The 22,484-nt window shown below is 68.7% G+C and carries 24 protein-coding genes; 4 read left to right on the top strand and 20 right to left on the bottom strand.

Annotation, left to right across the window (positions count from 1 at the left end; translation table 11 throughout):
- Positions 1-10: 10 nt before the first annotated feature.
- From GXZ33_RS11075 to GXZ33_RS11065, 3 genes are all read right to left on the bottom strand, one after another.
- Positions 11-1,054 (bottom strand): ferredoxin reductase, encoded by a 1,044-nt coding sequence (locus GXZ33_RS11075; RefSeq protein WP_291341086.1) that lies wholly within the window; start codon positions 1,052-1,054, stop codon positions 11-13.
- 81 nt (positions 1,055-1,135) lie between these two features.
- Positions 1,136-1,642, bottom strand: coding sequence for a hypothetical protein (locus GXZ33_RS11070; protein ID WP_291341084.1), 507 nt, complete (start codon positions 1,640-1,642; stop codon positions 1,136-1,138).
- 1 nt (position 1,643) lies between these two features.
- Complete coding sequence (locus tag GXZ33_RS11065) at positions 1,644-2,054, bottom strand: HAD-IA family hydrolase (RefSeq protein ID WP_040085090.1); 411 nt, start codon at positions 2,052-2,054, stop codon at positions 1,644-1,646.
- Between the two features lie 92 nt (positions 2,055-2,146).
- Here GXZ33_RS11065 and GXZ33_RS11060 point away from each other — a divergent pair, with 92 nt between their 5' ends.
- On the top strand, positions 2,147-2,542 hold the full coding sequence (locus GXZ33_RS11060) for a hypothetical protein (protein ID WP_291341080.1): 396 nt from the start codon (positions 2,147-2,149) through the stop codon (positions 2,540-2,542).
- Here the strand turns inward: GXZ33_RS11060 and GXZ33_RS11055 are convergent.
- The 10 genes from GXZ33_RS11055 to GXZ33_RS11010 all read right to left on the bottom strand — a co-directional run bounded on the left by GXZ33_RS11055 (position 2,523) and on the right by GXZ33_RS11010 (position 12,873).
- Positions 2,523-3,800: an amidase gene (locus GXZ33_RS11055; protein WP_291341079.1), complete on the bottom strand. Its 1,278-nt coding sequence runs from the start codon at positions 3,798-3,800 to the stop codon at positions 2,523-2,525. The two genes, GXZ33_RS11060 and GXZ33_RS11055, sit on opposite strands and share 20 nt — an antisense overlap.
- On the bottom strand, positions 3,793-3,936 hold the full coding sequence (locus GXZ33_RS11050) for a hypothetical protein (protein WP_291341078.1): 144 nt from the start codon (positions 3,934-3,936) through the stop codon (positions 3,793-3,795). The genes GXZ33_RS11055 and GXZ33_RS11050 overlap by 8 nt, the downstream gene beginning before the upstream one ends.
- 6 nt (positions 3,937-3,942) lie before the next feature.
- The gene (gene secA / locus GXZ33_RS11045) at positions 3,943-6,474 is read right to left on the bottom strand and encodes a preprotein translocase subunit SecA (protein ID WP_291341077.1); all 2,532 of its coding nucleotides are present in this window, start codon (positions 6,472-6,474) and stop codon (positions 3,943-3,945) included.
- A gap of 119 nt (positions 6,475-6,593) precedes the next feature.
- On the bottom strand, positions 6,594-7,262 hold the full coding sequence (gene raiA / locus GXZ33_RS11040; protein ID WP_291341076.1) for a ribosome-associated translation inhibitor RaiA: 669 nt from the start codon (positions 7,260-7,262) through the stop codon (positions 6,594-6,596).
- Between the two features lie 89 nt (positions 7,263-7,351).
- Complete coding sequence (locus GXZ33_RS11035) at positions 7,352-7,960, bottom strand: phosphoribosyltransferase family protein (protein ID WP_291341075.1); 609 nt, start codon at positions 7,958-7,960, stop codon at positions 7,352-7,354.
- Positions 7,961-9,661, bottom strand: a complete 1,701-nt coding sequence (gene lpqB, locus GXZ33_RS11030; protein WP_291341074.1) for an MtrAB system accessory lipoprotein LpqB — start codon at positions 9,659-9,661, stop codon at positions 7,961-7,963.
- Entirely contained in the window at positions 9,658-11,214 is a 1,557-nt protein-coding gene (gene mtrB / locus GXZ33_RS11025; protein ID WP_291341106.1) for an MtrAB system histidine kinase MtrB, read from the bottom strand. Before mtrB ends, lpqB begins: the two co-directional genes overlap by 4 nt.
- Before the next feature lie 6 nt (positions 11,215-11,220).
- A complete protein-coding gene (gene mtrA / locus GXZ33_RS11020) occupies positions 11,221-11,901 on the bottom strand; it encodes an MtrAB system response regulator MtrA (RefSeq protein ID WP_291341073.1) in 681 nt (226 codons plus the stop codon).
- 6 nt (positions 11,902-11,907) lie between these two features.
- Entirely contained in the window at positions 11,908-12,519 is a 612-nt protein-coding gene (locus GXZ33_RS11015; protein ID WP_291341072.1) for a dTMP kinase, read from the bottom strand.
- Positions 12,520-12,873: a DUF4259 domain-containing protein gene (locus tag GXZ33_RS11010; protein ID WP_291341071.1), complete on the bottom strand. Its 354-nt coding sequence runs from the start codon at positions 12,871-12,873 to the stop codon at positions 12,520-12,522. It lies immediately after the preceding gene.
- Positions 12,874-13,015: 142 nt separating this feature from the next.
- Here GXZ33_RS11010 and GXZ33_RS11005 point away from each other — a divergent pair, with 142 nt between their 5' ends.
- The gene (locus GXZ33_RS11005; protein WP_291341070.1) at positions 13,016-13,723 is read left to right on the top strand and encodes a hypothetical protein; all 708 of its coding nucleotides are present in this window, start codon (positions 13,016-13,018) and stop codon (positions 13,721-13,723) included.
- An 11-nt stretch (positions 13,724-13,734) separates the two neighbouring features.
- Here the strand turns inward: GXZ33_RS11005 and manA are convergent, their stop codons facing one another.
- The 4 genes from manA to GXZ33_RS10985 all read right to left on the bottom strand — a co-directional run bounded on the left by manA (position 13,735) and on the right by GXZ33_RS10985 (position 17,902).
- The gene (manA, locus tag GXZ33_RS11000) at positions 13,735-14,895 is read right to left on the bottom strand and encodes a mannose-6-phosphate isomerase, class I (RefSeq protein WP_291341069.1); all 1,161 of its coding nucleotides are present in this window, start codon (positions 14,893-14,895) and stop codon (positions 13,735-13,737) included.
- Entirely contained in the window at positions 14,896-15,912 is a 1,017-nt protein-coding gene (locus GXZ33_RS10995; RefSeq protein ID WP_291341068.1) for a hypothetical protein, read from the bottom strand.
- A 35-nt stretch (positions 15,913-15,947) separates the two neighbouring features.
- Positions 15,948-17,321: a phosphomannomutase/phosphoglucomutase gene (locus tag GXZ33_RS10990; RefSeq protein WP_291341067.1), complete on the bottom strand. Its 1,374-nt coding sequence runs from the start codon at positions 17,319-17,321 to the stop codon at positions 15,948-15,950.
- Positions 17,322-17,440: 119 nt separating this feature from the next.
- Positions 17,441-17,902 (bottom strand): DUF3499 domain-containing protein, encoded by a 462-nt coding sequence (locus tag GXZ33_RS10985; RefSeq protein WP_291341066.1) that lies wholly within the window; start codon positions 17,900-17,902, stop codon positions 17,441-17,443.
- An 88-nt stretch (positions 17,903-17,990) separates the two neighbouring features.
- Here GXZ33_RS10985 and GXZ33_RS10980 point away from each other — a divergent pair, with 88 nt between their 5' ends.
- Complete coding sequence (locus tag GXZ33_RS10980; RefSeq protein ID WP_291341065.1) at positions 17,991-18,446, top strand: metallopeptidase family protein; 456 nt, start codon at positions 17,991-17,993, stop codon at positions 18,444-18,446.
- A gap of 66 nt (positions 18,447-18,512) precedes the next feature.
- Here the strand turns inward: GXZ33_RS10980 and GXZ33_RS10975 are convergent, their stop codons facing one another.
- The 3 genes from GXZ33_RS10975 to GXZ33_RS10965 all read right to left on the bottom strand — a co-directional run bounded on the left by GXZ33_RS10975 (position 18,513) and on the right by GXZ33_RS10965 (position 21,114).
- Complete coding sequence (locus GXZ33_RS10975; RefSeq protein WP_174520280.1) at positions 18,513-18,761, bottom strand: WhiB family transcriptional regulator; 249 nt, start codon at positions 18,759-18,761, stop codon at positions 18,513-18,515.
- Between the two features lie 366 nt (positions 18,762-19,127).
- Entirely contained in the window at positions 19,128-20,216 is a 1,089-nt protein-coding gene (locus GXZ33_RS10970) for an NDP-sugar synthase (RefSeq protein ID WP_291341064.1), read from the bottom strand.
- The gene (locus GXZ33_RS10965) at positions 20,209-21,114 is read right to left on the bottom strand and encodes a glycosyltransferase family 2 protein (protein WP_291341063.1); all 906 of its coding nucleotides are present in this window, start codon (positions 21,112-21,114) and stop codon (positions 20,209-20,211) included. Before GXZ33_RS10965 ends, GXZ33_RS10970 begins: the two co-directional genes overlap by 8 nt.
- 73 nt (positions 21,115-21,187) lie before the next feature.
- Here GXZ33_RS10965 and GXZ33_RS10960 point away from each other — a divergent pair.
- A partial coding sequence (locus GXZ33_RS10960; protein ID WP_291341062.1) for an LCP family protein occupies positions 21,188-22,484 on the top strand: 1,297 nt, incomplete at its 3' end.

The following is a 22,484-nucleotide window of genomic DNA, read 5'->3' as shown; positions in this document are numbered from 1 at the left end:
GGGGTTCTCCTTATGCGTCGATGGTGACGTCGCCGGCGGCGACGCCGACGCAGGTACGGATACGGGAGCCGGGCTCCCTGGTGTCGCCGGTGCGCAGGTCGTGGACGTGGCCGTCGACGAGCTCACGGACGCAGGTCTGGCAGATGCCCATGCGGCAGCCGAAGGGCATCTGCACACCGGCGGCCTCGCCGGCCTCGAGGATCGTGGTGGCGCCGTCCACGGTGGTCTCCACGTTGGACCTGGCGAAGGTGATCGTGCCGCCCTTCGCGTCGGAGGCGCGGTCGAGGGTGAAACGCTCGACGCGGATCTCGAGGTCGTTGTCGGAGGCCCAGGACTCCAGCTCATCGAGCATGGTGGCCGGGCCACAGGCGTAGACGACGCGCTCCCGGTAGTCGGGGATCAGCTTCTCCAGCACCTGCGGCGACACGCGGCCGTCCTCGGAGGTGACCTGGATGTGGGCGTCGTACTCTTCGAGGACGTCCTCGAAGATGAGGTCGGAGCGGTTGCGCACCGAGTGGACGACCTTGATGTCGGTGGAGTCGCGGCGGCCCTCCATGCTGCGGAGCATGGCGATGACCGGGGTGACGCCGGAGCCGGCGGTGACGAACAGCAGCTTCTCCGGCAGCGGGTCGGTGAGGTGGAAGTCACCGGCCGGGGCGGCCAGACGCACGTTGATGCCCGGGCGGGCGGTGCCGACCAGGTGGGTGGAGAGCTTGCCCTTCTCCACGGCGCGGATGGTGATGGAGAACAGTCCGTCGCGGGTGTCCGGGACGTTCGTCAGGGAGTAGGAGCGCCAGGTGTAGCGTCCGTCGACGCGCAGACCGATGCCGATGTACTGGCCTGCCTCGAAGGTGACGGGCACGCCCCAGCCGGGGCGGATGACCAGGTGGATGGTGTCGTCCGGGCAGCGTTCGACACTCTCGATCTTGCCGCGTAGTTCGCGCTTCGACCACAGCGGGTTGGCCAGGACGGTGTAGTCGTCGGGCAGCAACGGTGTGGTGAATCGGCGCAGAATGCCGCGGAAGCGTGCGAGTCCATCGGGCGATTCGGTCATCGGCCCCTCCTTCAGTCAGTTGGTTACGCCAGCGTAGCCTACGTCAACGTAACCCCCTTGTCCATCGCCGACCGAAACAAATTAGAGGAGCTCTATGAGAAAAGGAAGCTCCGTCGGATCATAGAACGCCATGAAGTTGTCCTGGGCGTCCCCGACGGTGAGTTCCGCGTCCTCGTCGCCGAGATCCGCGGCGTCGACGGCCGCGATGGCCGCCTTCGTCGCCTCCTCCGACTCCTCGGTGTCGATGTGGATCGCGGCGATGTCCTCCACGCGGATCTGCGCGGGGCTCAGGGACACCACGGACTCACCGTTCTCCGGCGTGAGGGTGACCACCTCATCGGCCACGTCGACGGACACGACCACGCGGCGGTACGGGAAGGTCTCCTCATCGCCGATGGCCAGCAGCCGCAGCGACGCCTCCGCGGCGTCGAGGAAGGCGGCGTAGCCGATCTCGTCCTCGTCCCCGGAGGTGTAGAACTCCAGCAGCGCGGGGGTGGCCGCGAAACCCCAGCCGGAGCGGGCGGACATGACGCCGGTCTCGTGCAGTCCGGTCAGCATGGCGAAGGTCGCCGGCAGGTAGACGCGCACCCTAGAACTCGCCCTCGATGTCGAAGATGGAGCAGATCTCGATGACCGCACGGTCGAAGACCTGGTACAGCACGCCCACCAGGCCCGCCTCGACGGCACCACGCACGTTGAGGATCGAGTCGTCGACGTGGACGCAGTCGTTCATCGGCAGGTCGAGCGCGGCGGCTGCGGCGGCGAAGGCCTCCGGCTCCGGCTTCTCGGCGCCGACCTCACCGGAGAGCACGACAGCGTCGACGATGCCCTTGAACTCCCACTCGCGGATGTGCTCGGCCCCCGGGCCGCCCGGGTCGTTCGAGAGGATCGCGGTGGACACACCGTTGGCCTTCGCCGCGGCGAAGAGCTCACGCCAGCGCCGCTGGTCCTCCTCCGGTCCGTCCAGTACCCCGACAAAGTCGACGATCAGTCCACGCACTCGCTAGCTCCCTCATGTCAATTCGCTTACTACGTGCCACAATGATACCCAGCCCACCCCGCGTCCGTGCCCGGTGACCCACTGGAGCAGCCATGTTGTCCCCCGTCCCCGGCCTCACGCACCTCAAGGTCCTCACTCCCGTCCCCCTGCTTTCCGACGCCACCCCTCCCCCACCCCCGCCCCGCAGAGCCGGGGTGTCCGGGGCATCAGGGGCACAGCGCCGCGCGCAGGCGCTCGTGCGGATCGCCCTGGAGTCCGCCTTCGGCATGCGCCCGCTGCCGCACCTGCGGTCGACTGAGTTCGACGGGCCGGTGCGTCTGCACGTCGCGGCGCGGCAGCGGCAGGGGGTGCGGGGGTCGGTGCGCGTCGACACGTTCCACCTGCGTGCCGACGGCGAGGTCTTCGGCACCGCCGTCTCCGGCGGCCGCGCCCACGCCTTCACCGGCCGCGTCGCTGAGCAGCGGCTGGTCAGTTTCCGGGTGTTGTGAGGGCCTGCCCGGCGCGGTAGACGGTCTCCTCGTCGTGGTGCCGCCCGATGACCTGCATCCCGACGGGCCGGCCGTCGATCTCCCCGACCGGCACCGTCAGCGCCGGATGGCCGGTGAGGTTGGCGGGGACGAGCAGCCTCGTGAGGTCCCCGCGCAGGGAGAGCCCCGGCGAGGGCAGGGTCGGGGCGAGGATGACGTCGACGTCGGTGAGGGCGCGGTCGAGGTCGGCGCGGATGACCTCGCGCACCCGGCGTGCCTCGAGGTAGTCCACCGCGGCGATGGTCTCGCCGAGCTGGAGGTTGAGGCGCACCGGCAGGGAGATGTCCTGCGGCCGTTCCTGCAGCGTGCGGTGGTGGATCGCCGCGGCCTCCGCCAGGGCGATGACGGAGGTCGCCCAGGGGGCGTCGACAAGCGAAGGAACGGACACGGGGCGCACCTCCCACCCGGGCCTCCGGACACCCGCCCGGAACAGCTCCGCCACCTCATCATCGACGCCCGCCAGGAAGTAGTCCTCCTCCACACCGATGACCAGCGGCTCCCCGCTGAGCTCACAGCTACGTCCGGTGAGGGCACCGAGCACCGCCGCATTGTCCGCCACGGTGCGCGTCATCGGCCCGAGGCAGCCGAGCGTCGGGGTCAGCGGCACATCACCGTGGGTGGGCACCAGCCCGTGCGTCGGCTTGAGCCCCACTCCCCCGCACACCGCGGAGGGCAGGCGGATGGAACCGGCGGCGTCCGCCCCCAGCGCCGCGAAGGCCAGGTACCCGGCCACCGCCGCCGCGCTGCCCCCGCTGGAACCGCCGGCCGACGTGCCGGGAACCCGCGGGTTGCGGACCGGCCCGTACCAGGGGTTGTCGCCGGTGACGCCCCAGGCGTACTCGTTCATCTGCAGCTTGCCGAGGATGACGCAGCCCGCCGCCCGCAGCCGGTCCACCACCGTGGCATCATGGGGCGCCACGACATCCCGGTGGGTGCGGGACCCGAGCGTGGTCACCTCACCGCTGACGTGGATGCTGTCCTTGAGGGCGACCGGCACCCCGTGCAGCGGCCCCCGGGAACGCCCCGCCGCCAGTTCCTCCCCGAGGACGGCGGCCTCGGCGCGGGCGGCGTCGTGGCGCACTGAGATGTAGGCGCCGATCCCCGGATCGACGGCGTCGATGCGGGCGAGTTGGGCGTCGACAAGTTCCGAGGGTGTGAGATGACCGGCGGCGAGGGCACGGCCGGCGGTGAGGGCGTCGTCGAAAAGCAGCTCAGTCACCGGCCCACGCCTCCGGCCCCGGGCTCTCCGGGCGGAGGCCCAGGAGCGCCCGGTGACGCTCGGCGAGCACCTCCGCCTCCCCCTCGGTGACGGCGATGCCGCGGCTGAGCAGCAGCTCCCGGATCAGGTCCTCCACAGGGGGCTAGACCTGGGTGGTCTCCGGCGCCGGCTGCGGCTCGAACTGCTTGCGCAGCAGGAAGAGGTTACGCACCGTGTCCTCCTTGATGCCCTCCTTCATGCCGTTGAACATGTCGCCGCCCTCCTTCTGGTACTCGACCAGCGGATCGCGCTGCGCCATGGCACGCAGACCGATGCCCTCCTTGAGGTAGTCCATCTCGTAGAGGTGCTCACGCCACTTGGTGTCGATGACCGGCAGGATCACCATGCGCTCGATGTTGCGCATCTGGGCCTCGCCGCCGATCCGGGAGACGTTGGCCTCCAGCTCGTCGTACTGGGCGTTCGCGTCGGCGATGAGGGCCTCACGCAGCTGCTCGGCGGTGAGCTCCCCGTTGTTCTGCTCCAGCAGGGTCTGCCAGGTGAACGTCGGACCGTAGAGGGACTCGAGGGCGTTCCACAGCTGGTCCAGGTCCCAGTCCTCGACGTAGCCGACGGCGGTGGCACCGTCGACGTAGGCGGCGACGGTCTCGTCGATCATGTGGCGGATGTACTCGCGGATGTCCCTGGACTCGAGGATCTCGCGGCGCTCGGCGTAGATGACCTTGCGCTGCTCGTTGAGGACCTCGTCGTACTTCAGGACGTTCTTGCGCATCTCGAAGTTCTGGTTCTCCACCTGCGCCTGCGCACCCTTGATGGAGTTGGTGACCATCTTCGCCTCGATCGGGACGTCATCCGGGACGTTGAGGCGGTTCATCATGTTCTCCATGGCCTGGCCCACGAAACGGACCATGAGCTCATCACGCATGGAGAGGTAGAAGCGGGTCTCGCCCGGGTCACCCTGACGGCCGGAACGGCCACGCAGCTGGTTGTCGATGCGGCGGGACTCGTGACGCTCGGTGCCCAGCACGTAGAGGCCACCGGCCTCACGGACCTTGTCACCGAGCTCGTTGGCACGCTGGCGGGCCTTCGGCAGCTCCTCGTCCCACGCCGCCTGGTAGGCCTCCTCGTCCTCGAAGGGGTCGAGGCCACGCTCACGCAGCTTGATGTCGAGGATGACCTCGGGGTTACCGCCGAGGACGATATCGGTACCACGACCGGCCATGTTGGTGGACACGGTGACGGCACCCGGCAGGCCGGCCTGCGCGATGATCTGGCCCTCCTGCTCGTGGTGCTTCGCGTTGAGCACCTTGTGCGCGATGCCGCGGCGCTGCAGCAGCTCGGAGAGGTACTCGGAACGCTCGACGGAGGTGGTGCCGACCAGCACCGGCTGGCCCTTCTCCACACGCTCCGCGATGTCGTCGGCGACGGCCGCGAACTTGGCCTCCTGCGTCTTGTAGACGCGGTCGGTGAGGTCCTGGCGCTGGTTCGGACGGTTCGTCGGGATCGGGACCACGTCGAGCTTGTAGATCTGGTGCAGCTCGGCGGCCTCGGTCTCGGCGGTACCGGTCATGCCGGCCAGCTTGTCGTAGAGACGGAAGAAGTTCTGCAGGGTGATCGTCGCGAGGGTCTGGTTCTCGCTCTTGATCTCCACCTGCTCCTTGGCCTCGATGGCCTGGTGCATGCCCTCGTTGTAGCGACGGCCGGCGAGCACACGACCGGTGAAGGAGTCGACGATCATGACCTCACCGTTGCGGACGATGTAGTCCTTGTCGCGGACGAACAGCTCCTTCGCCTTGAGCGCGTTGTTCAGGTAGCTGACCAGGGTGGAGTGCTCCGGGGCGTAGAGGTTGTCGATGCCCAGCTGGTCCTCGACGTACGCGACGCCGTCCTCGAGCACACCGACCGTGCGCTTACGGTGGTCCACCTCGTAGTGGATGCCCTCCTTCATGCGCGGCGCCAGGGTGGCGAACACATGGTAGAACTGCGAGGATCCGTCGACCGGGCCGGAGATGATCAGCGGGGTACGGGCCTCATCGATGAGGATCGAGTCGACCTCATCCACGATGGCGAAGTTGTGGCCCCGCTGGACCAGCTCGTCGAGGCTGCGGGCCATGTTGTCACGCAGGTAGTCGAAGCCGAGCTCATTGTTCGTGCCGTAGGTGATGTCCGCCTCGTAGGCGACGCGACGCTGGTCCGGCTGCAGGTCGGAGAGGATGACGCCGACCTTGAGACCCAGGTAGCGGTGCACACGGCCCATCATCTCGGCGTCACGCTTGGCCAGGTAGTCGTTGACCGTGACGATGTGGACGCCCTTGCCCTCGAGGGCGTTGAGGTAGGCGGGGAGCACGGCGGTCAGGGTCTTGCCTTCACCGGTCTTCATCTCGGCGACGTTGCCGAAGTGCAGGGCCGCACCGCCCATGACCTGCACGTGGTAGGGCTTCTGACCGAGCACGCGCCACGCCGCCTCGCGGGCGGTGGCGAAGGCCTCGAGGAAGATGTCGTCGAGCGTGGCACCGTCTGCCAGGCGGGCCCGGAACTCGTCGGTCTTGGCCTTGAGCTCGGCGTCGCTCAGTGCGGAGAACTTGTCGTCGAGAGCGATCACCTGCTCAGCCATCTTGTGGAGACGCTTAACGGTGCGCCCTTCACCGGCGCGAAGCAGCCTGGACAGTCCAAACACGTGCAGTCGTCCTTAACATCAGATGGAAACTAGTTTCTTCCGCGTCATTGTACGCAACAAGCGCAAAGCCGCCGCCCCCGGGATGGGGACGGCGGCCTCGCGTCGTGGTGATGCAGTTCCTACTGGGACTCATCCGCCAGGGCGATCAGACCGTAGTCGAATGCGTGACGACGGTAGACCACGGACGGACGGTTGTTCTCCTCGTTGATGAAGAGGTAGAAGTCATGTCCGACGAGCTCCATCTCCGACAGTGCGTCATCGACGCTCATCGGGGTGGCGGTGTGCTCCTTGGTGCGGACGACCTGACCCGGGATGACGTCCTTGACGGAGTCTGCGTACGGGTCGACGTCGTACTGGTCCTGCGCCTCACGGGCCTTCTGGGCCTCGGCGACCATCTCTGCGGCGGCGACACCGGTCGAGGTCGGGGCACGGTGGCCCGAACGCGAGATGGAACGGCGTGCCTTCACCTTGCGCAGGGAACGCTCCATCTTGGCCAGAGCGGTCTCCAGTGCGGCGTAGAAGCTGTCCTCCTTGGCCTCGGCGCGGGCCAGGTGGCCCTTACCGGTGGCGGTGATCTGGATACGGTCGGACTCCGACTCACGGCGCGGGTTCGGCTCGTGCTGGAGTTCCACGTGGAAGAAGGTCAGGGTCGGGTCCAGGCGCTCGATCTTGGCGAGCTTGGAGTTGACGCGCTCGGCAAAGTGCTCCGGCACCTCAACGTTACGGCCCGTGATGGTGACCTGTGCCTCGGGGCTCAGGACATCGGTGTTCTCAGCAGGTGATGTCATCTGCTTCCTCCCTACTATTGGTGGGACAACTTCAAATCAACCCCCATCGTACATCTGGTCATAACCGGGCGGCCATCACCCCCCGCCTTTCATGCGTGACAGATCACAATCGCACCCACCACCCGGCACCCCGCCGCCAAAAGTGCCTCTGAGCTGGCGGCGAGCGTCGATCCTGTGGTCGTGACATCATCCACGAGCAGCACCTGACCAGGCGGAATCCGCCGCAGTTCCAGCGCCCCGGAGAGGTTCCTCCGCCGCTTCCCGACGTCCAGCCCCACCTGGTCCGCCACCCCGGGGCGGTGCCGCAGGGCCTCACTCACCGGGAGCCCGGAGGCCCGGCAGACGTCGGTCACCGGATCACCGCCGCGCAGACGCGCCGCCCGCGCGCGGGTGGGGGCGGGGACCAGCACGGGGGCCGGTGCAGAGACGAGCTCTCCGCGCACCTGCAGGAACTCCACCGCCGCGGCGAGCACCGGCCCGAGGAGGCCGCGGACCGCGAGGTGCCGGTGCTCCTTCATCGCCAGGACCACACCGCGGTGGGTGCCCTCGTAGGGGCCGAGCGACCACACCGGCACGTGCGGGTCGACGCGGGTGTGGACGCGCCGCGGCGGGGTGCGCAGCGACTGCCGGCACCGCAGACACAGGTGCTCCCCCGGGGCGGCACAACCGGCGCACCGCCGCGGGAGGAGCAGATCCATCTAGTTGGCGGCCACCGGGGCCGAGCGGACACCCTGGAGGCCGTAGACCTCACGCCAGTAGACGTTGTCCCCGCCGCTGGTCGGCAGCTGCAGGGTCGCGTGGGAGTCGGTGAGGTAGAGCATCGACGGTGTCGCGGCGACGGCCACCACCGGCGCCGTGATGTTGCCCGAAGGCAGCGAGGTCGCCGCGGAGCCGTCCTGCTCGACGCGCCACACCGGGGTCTCCGGGGTGGACGTGCCCACCAGGAGCGAGCCGTCCGGCTGCCAGTCCAACGACAGTGCCGTGCCACCCAGCTGCGGGGCGAGTTCCCGCAGGTTGACGATGCGCCGCTCCGAGGGCCCCGGGCGCTCCACGACGCCGACGTGGAGGCGTCCCTCGATGATCATGGCGACCCGGGCACCCGAGTTCGACAGCCGGATGACGGAGATCTCGCCCGGCGCGCTGCCCAGCGTGGTGATGTCCACCTCGGTGGGGCTGAACTCCCCGGTCGGACCGGAGCGGACGACCCGGACGATCCGGTCGCCGTCGACGACCACCCACTGGATGCTCGGGTCGAACTCGAAGGTCGGACGTGAGATCGTCCCGGCCCGCAGCGCCTCCCCCAGGTCCCCGCCGAGGGGTCCGGCCAGCAGCACCGACTCATCGCCTTCGCGACGCACCGCCGCCACGGTCCCCTCCCCCGTGATGTCCACGGATTCGATGTTCCCGAGACTGCCCAGGTCCCCGTCCACGGGCACGACCTGGTTGGAGGAGACCCGGCTGACCACGCCGTCGGTGAGCGCGTAGAGCGGCACCGGGGCGGCCGCGTTGACCCGCGGGTTGAACTCCGCGAAGTCGTCGGTGTTGAGCTGCTCGTAGCCCGGGGCGAGCGGCTCCCCGTCGACCACCACGGAATAGGGCTCGGGGATGTTCGCCACGGCGAGGGTCCACACGAGCTGCGCCGCGAAGAGCAGCCGGTCGTCGGAGTCGACGTCCGCGAAACCGGTGAAGTGGTACACGCCGTCGACGACACCCGCGAAGGTCGCCTCCGGGGGCAGCACGCGGCGCACGCCGGGCGCCAGCGTCGGCGACGGACCCTCCATCATGAGGGTGATGAGCGCGGCGTCGAGAGCCTGGTGCCCGGAGTAGATCCAGCGGCGGTCCGAGACGAGCACCTGGCCGCCCGGCTCGAAGAAGAACACCCGCTGCGGCTGGAACTGGTTACGCAGTTCGGTGCGTTCCAGCACCACGCCGGCGGGCAGAGACTCGATGCGCCACTCCCCGCCGGTGCGGATCATCTCGATCGTGGCCTCGTAGACGCCGTTCTCCGGTTCGTAGGCACCGCCGGTGGTGATCCGGCCGACGACGGCACCACGCACGTTGAAGGTCCGCCGCTCCGGGGTGGCACCCGCCGCCGTCACGAGGTCGATGCGGTTGACCACCAGGATCGACTCGTGCGCGTCCCACTGCTGCGAGGTGTCGGCCGCGAGGTAGGCGCGGGCGGCCTGGTAGTTCTGGGTGGGGTGTGCGCTGGCGGTGTAGAAGTCACGCAGCAGCAGGTCCGGCTCCCGGCCCGGGCGGGGACCCAGGTTGGACTCCTCCTCCACCTGCGGCTCGAAGGACCGCACGGCCTGCGGCTCCGTGTTGGTGGGCAGGGTGGTGCAGGCGGTGAGCAGACCGGTCACGGCGGTCAGGGCAGCCAGCTTCCTCAGACGGTTCATGACGTCGGTGCCTCCAGTTCCAGGGGGCTCTCGGTGATCGGCTTGCGCGGCTCGCGCGGCAGGACCACGCGGAACTGGGATCCCACCCCGTGGTTGCCCGCCGCGTCGAGCTGCCCGCCGTGGAGGACGACATCCTCACGCGCGATCGCCAGGCCGAGGCCGGTGCCGCCGGAGTGGCGGCGCCGGGAGGCGTCGGCACGCCAGAAGCGGTTGAACACCAGCTCCTCCTGGCCGGGCTTGAGGCCCACGCCGTGGTCGGTGACCGTGATGGCCACGGCGTCCTCGTTCTCCGCGAGGGTGACGTCGACGGGGTTGCCCTCGGAGTGGTCGATGGCGTTGGCGATGAGGTTGCGCAGGACGCGCTCGATGCGGCGCGAGTCGCCGGTCATCATCACCGGCTCCTCCGGGGTGTGGAAGCGCACGTCGACATTGAGCTTCTCGGCGATGTGGCAGGTCTGCTCCCAGGCGGAGGTGATGCACGAGCGGACGTCGATACGCGCCTCGGAGAGGTCGGCGACGCCGGCGTCGTGACGCGAGATCTCCAGCAGGTCCGCCAGCAGTTCCTCGAAACGGTCGAGCTCACGGACCATGAGCTCGGAGGCGCGCCGCGTGTGCGGTTCGAGGCTGTCCGGGTCGGAGGCGATCATGTCCGCCGCCATGCGCACCGTGGTCAGCGGGGTGCGCAGCTCGTGGGAGACGTCCGAGGTGAACTGACGTTGCAGGTTGCCGTACTCCTCGAGCTGGTGGATCTGCTTGGAGAGCTTCTCCGCCATGTCGTTGAAGGACAGCGCCAGGCGGGCCATCTCGTCCTCGCCGTCGACGATCATGCGCTCACGCAGGTGACCGGCGGCGAGCCGCTGGGCGATGCGGGAGGCGGAACGGACGGGGGCGGTCACCTGCTGCGTCGCCAGCCAGGCGATGCCCACGAGGAGGACGACCACCACCACGCCCGCCGCACTGAGCAGACCGCGCAGCAGGGCCAGGGTGGAGGCGTCGGACTCCATCGACATGACCAGGTAGACCTGCAGGTCGGGGATGTCCGTCTCCGTCGGTGTGCCAATGACCAGCGCGTTGTACGTCGAACCGTCATCCCGGTCGATCGTGGCGAACTGGTAGGAGATCTGGTCCTCGCTGACGAAGCGGCGCAGCTTCTCCGGGATGCGGTACCCCTCCGGGGAGGTCGTCGTCGTGCCGTCCTGGTTGGCCACCACGAGCACCGGCTCATAGACCGTCGCGATGTCCGTCTGGGTGGTGCGCTGCGTGAGGGAGGCGCGGGCGGAGTTGAGCCGCACCTGCATCGTCGAGGTGGCCGACGTGGCGTCGATCTGCCTCTCGACGGAGACACGCGCCCGGTCGATCTCCGAGTTCGCGATGTCGAGCTTCGCGCCCACCAGCCGTGACGTCACCACGGAGATCAGGGCCATCCCGAGGATGAGCATGACCACCGCGGACGCGACGAAGATCGAGCCGATGACCCGCACCTGGAGCGAGGTCCGCCAGGTCTCGCTGACGCGGGTATAGGCCCGGTTGAGCTGGGTGGGGAGCCGGGAGATTATGTGCTACTCCCCCATGCCCGTCTTGTACCCGACGCCACGGACGGTGAGCACGATCTGCGGGTTCTCCGGATCCTTCTCGATCTTCGCGCGCAGACGCTGCACGTGCACGTTGACCAGGCGGGTGTCGGAGGCGTGGCGGTAACCCCAGACGTTCTCCAGCAGCTCCTCACGGGTGTGCACCTGACGCGGCTTGCGGGCCATCTCCAGGAGCAGGTCGAACTCGAGCGGCGTGAGGGCGATCTCCTCGGTGCCGCGCTTGACGGTGTGCTCCGGGACGTCGATGGTCAGGTCGCCGACCTCGATGATCTCGGTCGGCTCGGACTCGGTGCGGCGCAGGCGCGCCCGGATACGGGCGATCAGCTCCTTCGGCTTGAAGGGCTTGGTGATGTAGTCGTCCGCGCCGGACTCCAGGCCGAGGACGACGTCGACGGTGTCGGTCTTGGCGGTGAGCATGACGATCGGCACGCTCGACTCCTGGCGGATGGCGCGGCAGATGTCGACGCCGTTCATGCCGGGCAGCATGAGGTCGAGCAGGATCAGGTCCGGCTGGTGCTCACGGAACGCGGGCACCGCCTCGTTGCCGTCCATGACCGGAACCGGGTCGAACCCCTCCGTCTCCAGGACGAGAGTGAGCATGTCGGAGATCGACGCATCATCGTCGACGACGAGAATCTTGGGTGCCATGGAAAGTCACAGTCCTTGTGTTATGTGTGCAATCTCTTGCAATACTACGTCCGCACTCGTGGTCACTAGCCAGCGACCCGCCCAGCCCTGCTCGGCGAGTCCCAGATAAGCATCATAGGTGCGCTGCTGCAGGTCCGCGTCACGTTCATAACGGTCCCTCTCCCGGCTCGCGTCCTGCGCCTCCCGCTGCGCGGCGCGTTGCGACGCCGTCTCCGGCTCCGTCGCCAGCAGCACCTGCAGGTCCGGCCGCGGCAGTCCGAGACGCCCGAACTCCAGGTCGTGCACCCAGTCGGCCACGGCCCCGTCGCCCAGCCGGGCCACCGAGTAGGCGGCGTTCGAGGCGACGTAACGGTCCAGCAGGATGATACGGTCACTGTCGACGTAGGGCTCGAGCTGCTCCCGCGCCCCGTGCCGGTCCAGCGCGAAGAGCGTGGCCATGGCGTAGGCGGAGTCCGTGAGATCACCCATGCGCCCGTGCAGGGCCTCCTGCACCAGCTGGGCGGGCGCGGAGGTCTCGTAGCGGGGGAAGGACAGCATGTCGACGTCGACACGCTCACGGATGGCCCGCACCAGCGTGTTCTTGCCGGCGCCGTCGATCCCCTCGATCGCGATGATCATCTAGGACAGAGCCTCGGTGAAGACCTCGACGTCCTCGTCGTCCTCCACCGACTCGAGCAGCTCGGCGGCGGCCTCATGGAGGGACTCGTCGCCGGTGCCGATGAGTTCCCGGATGTACGGGTAGGTGTCGGCCACGTCTCCGGCGGAGAACGGCGCGCCGGCCCAGATGGCGGCGATCGTCGCGGCGGCGAGACCGTTCAGCCGCTCCACCTCATTCACGTTGGGCTGCCTCAGCACGAGCAGGCAGGCATCGCGGACGGCCTCCACGATCTCGTCGTCGTCCAGGTCACTGAGCTCGTCCAGGAAATCAATGTTGTCGTCCTCGTTGAAGATGGCGACATCCCAAGCGCTCATTACTGTCTCCCTTTTCCTCTCTGGTGATCTGCGGAAACCGCCCCGGTGATGAGATGAGGTCCGCAAAACTAGTCGTGTCGTACTTATTCGTCTGATATGTTGTTACCGAGTTGTTACCAGCATGCCTCGGAAGGGGGTCCAGGTGAACACGGACACGCGTCGCGTCTATCTCTTCATCGCGGTCGGCCTGATGGCCGCCGGCGTCATAGGTTACGGAGTCTGGCGCGCCGGAACTCCCACGACCCCTTCCGCCTCTGATACTGCCACGGTCACACCCGAGGTATCCACCATTCCAGAGTCGGCCCATGCCGCGCTCGCCACCCCCATCTCCGAGACGCCCACCGTCTCGGTGGAGGCCGCGCCCCAGCCGATCAGTCCTCCGCGTCTCGACGACCCCTTCCTGGCCCCGCACGCCATCGTCCAGGCGGTGCCCAGCACCATCGCCCCGACGACCGTCTACCGCCCGGAGAACATCCGTCCCACCCCCACCACGGAAGCCCCCGTGGAGCCGACGGAGCTCATGACCACCCCGGAGCCCCTCGAGGCACCGGAGACCACGGCCCCGGAGAGCACGGAGCCCACGGAGCCTACGGAGGCACCGGACGCCCCCGGGACCACCCCGTCCACCCCGACCACCCCGTCCGCCCCCGGCACGGAGCCGACCCCCGCGCCTGAGCCGGCTGAGCCGCAGGTCACCGGCACCACAGAACCCACCGACACCCCCGCAACCACCGAGCCGGCGGCACCCTCCCCCGTCGAGACCCCGCCGACCCCCGGGGACCGGGAGATCGAGCAGGCCGGCCTCCCGGAGGGGCAGCCGGCGGTGCCGCTCTCCGGCAGCAGTTCCTGAGCCCCGGCAGGTCAGGCGCAGGCGACGAACAGCTCGCCGCCCTCGACCGAGGAGATCTCCCATTCCGGGTCCCCGGCCGGGATCCAGGCCGCCTCCCCCGGGAGCAGCCCCAGGTTGCCCAGCTGGACCTCCCCTGCGGTGCACAGGGCGATGGTGGGCCCGTCGTGGTCGTAGCGGAAGGAGCCGGCGGGGGGCAGTTCGAAGCGGTGCAGCCGGAACTCGGCGGCCGGCACGGGGTACTCGCCGTCCTCGACCACGACCACCGGGTCGGTGATCGAGTTGAAGCGGAGGATGCGCACGAGCTCGGGCACGTCGACGTACTTGGAGGTCAGTCCCCCACGCAGCACGTTGTCGGAGTTCGCCATGACCTCGACACCGAGTCCGGAGATGTAGGCGTGGAGGTGACCGGCCTCGAGGAAGATCGCCTCACCCGGGCGGAGCACCAGGTGGTTGAGCAGGAGGGCACCGAGGACACCGATGTCGCCGGGGTAGCGCTCCTGCAGTTCCAGGACGGTACGCAGGACGTCGGAGATCCAGTCACCCCGGTCGAGCTGCCCCTGTGCGGCGCGGGCGATGCCGTCGATGAGCGCGTGGCGGGCCACGGAGGGGATGGTGATCCAGGTGGTGAACAGTCCGCGCAGGCTGTCCTCCTCCGAGCCGGGATCGAGGATGGTGAGGTAGCGGTCGAGCTCCGGGCAGTGGAGCGCGGAGAAGAGCTCGAGGGTGCGCTCCAGGGGGCGGAAACCGACCATCGCGTGGAAGTCCGTGAGGGCGACGACGAGCTCCGGCTTATGGAAGGCGTCGCGGTAGTTGCGGTTCACGGCGGTCAGCGGGATGCCGAGCTGGTTCTCCCGGTCGAAGCCGTCACGGGCCTGTTCCGCAGAGGGGTGGGCCTGCAGTGAGAGCGGCTCGGCGGCACCGAGCAGCTTGAGCATGAAGGGCAGGCCGTCACCGAACTCCCGGTGCACGCGCGGGCCGAGGGCGGCCTGCGGGTCGGCGGCGATGATGTCGGTGAGGGGGATGCCGTCGACAAGCGAGGAACCCACCGGGTGCGCACCGAACCAGACCTCCGCCTCCGGACGGGAGGACGGTGAGGGCTCTCCGCGCAGCTCGGGGATGAGCGTGCGGGAGCCCCAGGGATAGCTCCGGAGGGTGCCGGTGAGCTTGTGCATTCAGTAGTCCTCGCTTGGTGCTTCGGGGAGATCGTACGTGGTGGCCGCAAGCCCCCGGGTGATGAGCTTCAGGGCAGCAGCCAGCGGACCCACGCCGGGGGTCTCGCAGTTCACGGCGAAGGCGTCGGGGAACACGGCGGCCACGTCCGGGTCCTCCGCCCAGACAACAGTCCTCAACGGTAGCAAATCGACCGGGCCGTCAATGAGAGGGTCATGGAAGAAGTCGCGCACGGGAGCGGGGGGAGGCGTCTCCATCTCATCCATGGCCGTCACCCCGGAGGGGAGACCCTTGAGTGACCACAGCACGGACATGAGCTCGGCGACGGCGAAGCCGGTGCGGTTGCCGCCGGTGTGGAGCACGCGGGAGAGGTCACCGAACTCGCGGAGCTGGCGGCCGGGGTTGACCACGGTGTCACGTTCGGGGGAGAGCTGCTCGAGCTCCTCGTCGATGTGGTCGGCGGTGTCCTCGAGACGCTGCACCACGAGGTCGGGGTCCTCCTCCAGCAGGTCGAGCACGGTGCTGACCGCCGTGATCGAGCGTGCCGGCGAGGCGCCGAAGACGGTGGGCAGCGCCGGGATGAGGATCGTGCCCGAGGGTGCGTCCTCGAGGACGGGCCCCCGGGGCGGGCCGACGAGCAGGGTGGTGGCTCCGCGCCGGTCCGCGGCGATGAGCCCCTGGGAGACGTCCGGGTCGTCGGCCCGGTCACCGACCACCATCACGATGTCGAGGGCGCCGACGTAGGAGGGCAGCGCGTCGGTGATCACCACGGGCACCCGCAGCGGCGAGCGCATCCGGGTGACGAAGCGTGCCGACGCCGTCGCCACCTGATCCGTCGCGATGATGACCACGCTGCGTGGTTGCAGCCCGTGGAGGCCCTCCATCTGCGGGACCGCCCCGGCGACGGAGCGGATCTGCGCGCCTTCATGCGCGACGTCGTAGAACCGCACGGTCTCACCACCGTAGGCGGAGCCGTCGAGGTAGGCGTCGAGAGAGCTGTTGTCCATGCGGTCGTCCATGCCCCCAGGATAGTGCCGGGTCAGCGCGGGCCGGCTCAGCCCCGGATGATCCCGAGGATCTCCGTGACCAGTTCATCGACCTCGGCGCGGGTCGGGGCCTCGACGTTGAGGCGCAGGAGCGGCTCGGTGTTGGAGGCGCGGACGTTGAACCACGCCGGCGTGTCCTTCAGTTCCACGGTGACGCCGTCGAGGCGGTCGACGCTCTCGATGCGGTCGGCGAAGGCGTCGAGCACGGCCTGCGTGCTGGCTGCCTGGTCATCGACGGTGGAGTTGATCTCGCCGGAGGCCTCGTAGCGCTTGTACTCGGCCATCATCTCGGACAGCGGCTTGTCCTGGGAGCCGAGGGCGGCGAGGACGTACATGGCGGCGAGGATGCCGGAGTCGGCGTTGAAGAACTCGGAGAAGTAGTAGTGCGCGGAGTGCTCGCCACCGAAGACCGCCCCGGTCTCGGCCATCTTCGCCTTGATGAAGGAGTGGCCGACGCGCGTGCGGACGGCGGTGCCGCCCTCCTCCGCGATGATCTCGGGCACCGACTTCGAGGTGATGAGGTTGTGGATGATCGTCGCGCCCTCGTTCTCCTGCAGGTACTGCTTCGCGACGATCGCGCAGATCGCCGAGGGGCTCACCGGGTCACCGTTCTCGTCGATGAAGAAGCAGCGGTCGGCGTCACCGTCGAAGGCCAGGCCGATGTCGGCGTGCTGCTCTACCGTGAACTTCTGCAGGTCGACGAGGTTCGCCGGGTCCAGCGGATTGGCCTCGTGGTTGGGGAAGGTGCCGTCGAGCTCGAAGTACAGCGCACGCACGTCGAGCGGCAGGCCCTTGAACACCTCAGGCACCGTGTGACCGGCCATGCCGTTCGCCGCGTCGACGGCCACGACGAGCGGGCGGATGCTGTGCAGGTCCACCAGGTCGCGGAGGTACTCGCCGTACACCTCGAGGGTGTCCTGCTGCTTCTCGACGCCCACCTCGCCGTCATACGCCGGGATGCCGTCGACAAGCATGTCGATGATGTCGGACAGTCCGGTGTCCTGGGACACCGGACGGGCGCCGGAGCGGCACAGCTTGATGCCGTTGTACTCCGCCGGGTTGTGCGAGGCGGTGAACATGGCGCCCGCGCAGTCGAGGGTGCCGGCCGCGAAGTAGAGCTGGTCGGTGGAGTTGAGACCCAGCATGACCACGTCGAGGCCCTGCGCACGCGCACCTTCGGAGAAGGCGGCGGCCAGCTCCGGGGAGGAGGGACGCATGTCGTGGCCGACGGCGATCCGCGTCTCCCCCTCGGCGCGCAGCAGGACGGCGAAGGCGGCGCCGACGTCCCGGATGAACTCGGGGGTGACCTCCTCGTCCACGAGTCCGCGGACGTCGTAGGCCTTGATCACACGGGACACGTCTTCGCGGGTGCGCTGGGTCATGGGTCCTCCTGCTGTTCGTCGGTTACTCAGCAGCAGAGCTTACCCCTGACGGACGGATCTCCACTGTCCGGACCGGATATTGACGGAGGGGAACACATTCTCCGTGTCTCTCCGTGCGGTCAGAAGTCGTCAGGGTTCTCCGCGGGTTCCTCGAACCCGGCGTCCTCATCATCCGAGACGACCCGCAGGTGCGCGCGACGACGCTGCCTCTCGTCCTGCATGCGGCGGGCGCGGTGGACCGGGTGCAGGGAGGTCTCGGGGTCCGCCGGGTCCTCCGGGTGCAGCTCGGGGCCCTCGGACTCAACGAGACCGCTGGTCACGCGGCCGGCCTCACGCACGGCCTCGGCCAGTGCGGTGAGGTCCTCGTCATCGTCGATGTCGATGTGGTTGACACGCAGCATCTCCCACCCGAGCGGGGCGGTGATCTTCTCCGCGTGATGATCACACAGGTCCCAGCTGTGAGGCTCGGCGGCGGGCGCCAACGGACCCACCACTGCGGTGGACTCGGCGTAGGCGTACGTCATAGTGGCCACGGCAGGCTTGCCGCAGCCCGGGCGGGAACAACGTCGGAACTGGCTCACGGCCACCAAGTCTAAACCTTTCCTTTAGAATTTGGTACCCCCGCGCGCCGCGGCCCCCTCGGGGACGCACCGAACTACCATCACCCTCATGCACACCAGGACGTTCCGCGACCGCCACGGCCGGGGGGTACGCGGGCCGCTGCTCCCCATGGACGCGCCCCGCTACCGCACCCGCGCGGAGTCCTTCGACGTCGCCGTCCTGGAGGCCTACGCCCCGATCCTGCACTCCTACCCGGATCAGCTGGCCAACCTCGACATCGCGGTGGACACCGTCCCCCGCATGCGGCTGCGCGCCGACATGACAGTGCTCCCCGACGAGATCGTCGCCGACGGCCCGGTCCCCCTCGGCCGGGTCATCCCGGCGGGCGTCGACCCCCAGGGGCGGCCCACCCGCGCCCGCCTCGTGCTGTTCCGCATGCCCGTGGAACAGCGCTGCGCCACCCCGCAGGAACGCGAGGATCTGCTCACCGGCATCCTCACCGCGCTGGTGGCGCAGTACCTCAACCTGGACCCGCGGGACATCGACCCCGGCTACCAGTTCTAGACTGCCCGGACCCGTCCCCGGAATCACAAAAGCGACCCCGCGGGGTCGCCGCTCGTTTCCCGGAGGTCAGCCGATCTGCTTCTTCAGACGGCGACGCTCACGGTCGGAGAGTCCACCCCAGATACCGAAGCGCTCGTCGTGCTCGAGCGCGTACTCGAGGCACTCGTCCCGGACCGCGCACGCCATGCAGATGCGCTTGGCCTCGCGGGTGGAGCCGCCCTTCTCCGGGAAGAACGCCTCCGGATCGGTCTGTGCACACAGGGCCTGGTCCTGCCATTCCCTCTCGACTGCCCCGAAAAGCTCGTCGAGGCTCATTTCCACGGCTGCTCCGTTGACGCTGGCAAGCCCGCCACGGAAAACGGTGCCGTCACCAATGTTGTCCATGGTGCCCCCCTTCTCCGTTCGGCGACCGGTGTTGTCCGCTGAATCCGCAGACGTCCACCGGTGATCATTGTGGTGATTATTACATTGATGCGATTACACACGGGATCACTAAATGCCGTCAACCGGAATGAGCGGGAATAATCCACGAAATTACATTTCCGCTGGAGACTATTCACACCAGTCACACGAGTAACAGAGTCACATCGAGGGGGGTATTCGACGGGGGTACAACATGTTGTGGTGGGTCAGGCTCCTGGCAACAACTGACAGGATGTGGAGAGCTCCCCCGGCGTGTCGTCACGCATCCGAGGAGAAACGGACTCCATTGTCCGGGATGACCACACCAGGCCACACGCGCATGCCGTCCAGCAGCTCACAACGGGCACCGATCTGGGCCCCCTCACCGATGACGCAGCCCGTGATCCGGGCATTCGCACCGATACGCGCACCCGAGGCGATGATCGAGTCACGGATGACCGCGCCCGGCTCAATGGTGACGCCGTCGAACACGACCGTGTCGTCCAGGCGGCAGCCCGCCCCGATCTCCGAACCACGGCCGACCCACGTGCCGCCCACGAGGATCGTGCCGGCGGCGACTCCCGCGGTGTCGTCGACAAGCGACTCACCGGTGCGCCCCTCGAGCAGCGGCGAGTGCGCGATGCCGCGCACCAGGTCGGAGGAGCCGCGGACGAAGTCGTCCGGGCGCCCCATGTCACGCCAGTAGGCATGGTCGACGTGGCCGTAGACGCGGCGGCCCTGCGCGAGGAGTTGAGGGAAGGTCTCGCGCTCCACGGAGACGACGCGCCCCTCGGGGATCTCCTCGATGAGCTCACGGCGGAAGACGTAGCAGCCTGCGTTGATCTGGTCGGTCGGCGGATCCTCGGTCTTCTCCAGGAACTCCAGCACACGCCCGTCGGCGTCGGTGGGCACGCAGCCGAAGGCACGCGGGTCCGGCACACGCACGAGGTGCATGGTGAGGTCGGCGTCCTTCTCGGCGTGGGTGCTGAGGATGGCGCGCAGGTCCGTCCCGCCCAGGACGTCGCCGTTGAAGACCATGACCGTGTCGTGGCGCAGCCTGTCGTAGACGTTGCGGATGCCGCCACCGGTGCCCAGGGCCTCCTCCTCCACGACGTACTCGATCTCCAGGCCCATGTCGGAACCGTCGCCGAAGTACTCCTCGAACACCTCCGCCTTGTAGGAGGTGCCGAGCACGACGTGCGTCATCCCGGCCGCCCGGATCCGCGCGAGCAGGTGCTGCAGGAACGGGTAGCCCGCGGTCGGCAGCATCGGCTTGGGGGTGTTGACCGTCAGCGGACGCAGGCGGGTGCCGCGGCCGCCGACGAGGATGACGGCGTCGGTACGCGCAGGATCGATGACATCAGACATGGGAGTCCTTTCGTTTGGTGCGTGCCCGGGTGACGGCGACCGCGCTCCGGGCGTTGAGCCCCGCACGGATGAGGCCCCGCAGGGGAGCCTGCCACAGGTGCGGAAGCCGGTCAGCCTGGAAGCGGTAGGCCGACTCGTGGTGGGCGGGGAGCATCGTCTCGGCGTGCTGCCCGGCCACGTGGCCCTTGGCGTGGGTGATCTCGGCGGAGGGGCAGTAGATGTTGCGGAACCCGGCGCGCGTGAAGCGGTCCCCCAGGTCCACGTCCTCCATGTACATGAAGTAGCGCTCGTCGAAGCCGCCGACGGCGTCGAACGCGTCCCACCTCACCAGCAGGCACGACCCCGAGAGCCAGCCGGCCTCGCGCTCGCTGTCCATGTCGGCGTTGTCACGGTAGGACCGCGTCCAGGGGTTCGAGGGCCAGACCTGCCCGAGCAGCGCATGGCCGATGCCGTTGCGCAGCGTCGGCACCGCGCGGGCGCTCGGGTAGACGGAACCGTCCGGCTCGACGATCCGCGGCCCGACGGCCGCCGCCTCCGGGTGGCGTTCCATGCACGCGATCATCGCGTCGACGGAGCCTTCCCCGAACACGACGTCCGGGTTGCTCAGCAGCAGGTACTCGGGGTCGATGTCGCCGGCGTCACGCGCGGGCCGCAGGTGGCGGGCACCGACGTTCATGCCGGTGCCGTAGCCGAGGTTGCCGCCGGTGGGCAGGAACTCGACGTTCCCGCTTCTCGACGCCGCCTCCTCCGGCACCCCGTCCCGGGAACCGTTGTCGGCGAGCACGACATGCACCCCCCGGGCGGTGGCGCCCGGCAGGCTGTCGAGGAACGCCTGCAGATGGCGCCCCGGGGAATAGGTCACCGTGATGACGGCGACCGGAGTCTGGGAGGTGGTCACAATGTGTGAAGCATAGTGTCGTCACCCCTCGGCCACCCGCTGCGCCACTCGCAATGCCCTAGACTTAACCCCCGTGAGTGACAAGTACCGCCGCGTGCGCGACATCCAGGCCGCCCCGTCCGCCGCCACCCCGGCACGTCAGGCAGGCCCCGCGCCGCTCAAAGCACTGCTGGCGTTCTTGTCCGTCCTGGTGCTCCTGATCTCCGGACTCGGCTACGTCGCCGTCGGCCGACTCGGCACCGACATCGCCTCCGCCGGCAACCTCCTCCTCGGCGGTGGCCAGGGCCTCAAGGGCAAGGCACCCGACGGTGCGACGGACATCCTGCTCGTCGGCTCCGACTCGCGTACCGACGCCCAGGGCAACCCCCTCTCCGAGGAGGAGCTCGCACGTCTGCGCGCCGGCGTCGACGACGGCGAGGAGAACACCGACACCCTCATGGTGATCCGTGTGCCCAACGACGGCTCCTCCGCCACCGCCGTGTCCATCCCCCGTGACACCTACGTCGCCGACGACGTGCACGGCAACATGAAGATCAACGGTGTCTTCGCCGCCCACAAGGGAGCCCGGGCGGAGCAGCTCCTGGCCCGCGGGATGTCCGACCAGGAGATCGAACGCCAGGCCACCGAAGCAGGTCGCCAGGGCCTCATCGGCGCGGTCTCCGACCTCACGGGCATCGAGGTCGACCACTACGCGGAGATCGGGCTCTTCGGCTTCGTCCTGCTCACCGACGCCGTCGGCGGCGTCGACGTCTGCCTCAACAACGCCGTCCAGGACGAGTTCTCCGGTGCGGACTTCCACGCCGGCGTGCAGACCCTCGACGGTGCCCAGGCCCTCGCCTTCGTCCGCCAGCGTCACGGACTGCCCCGCGGTGACCTCGACCGCATCGTCCGCCAGCAGGCCTACATGGCCTCCCTGGTGAACAAAGTCCTCGCAGCCGGCACCCTGACCAACCCGGCCAAACTCTCCGACATGGGCACCGCCGTCGAACGCTCCGTGGTCATCGACGCCAACTGGGACATCATGTCGTTCGCCACCCAGCTGGCCAACCTCGCCGGCGGCAACGTCGTGTTCAACACCATCCCGGTCACCTCCATCGACGGCGTCGGCGACTACGGCGAGTCCATCGTCACCGTCGACGTCCCCACCGTCCACGCCTTCATGGACGAACTCCTCGGTTCCATGGAGATCAGCGAGATCCCCGACGGCGCCCCGGAGGACGCACCCGCCGAGGCGCAGATCGCGGGCAAGGACATCCACGTCCTCAACGCCGGCTTCACCACCGGTCTGGCCGGCAACGTCGGCGGCTGGCTCTCCGCGGAGGGCTACTCCGTCGTCGAGGTGACCAACGCCCTGCCGGGCATCTACACCT

Origin of the sequence: Corynebacterium sp. (assembly GCF_012838985.1) — a bacterium.
Lineage (GTDB): Bacteria > Actinomycetota > Actinomycetes > Mycobacteriales > Mycobacteriaceae > Corynebacterium.
Note: the sequence above shows the minus strand (reverse complement) of the source record. Positions and strands in the feature narration are given on the sequence as shown.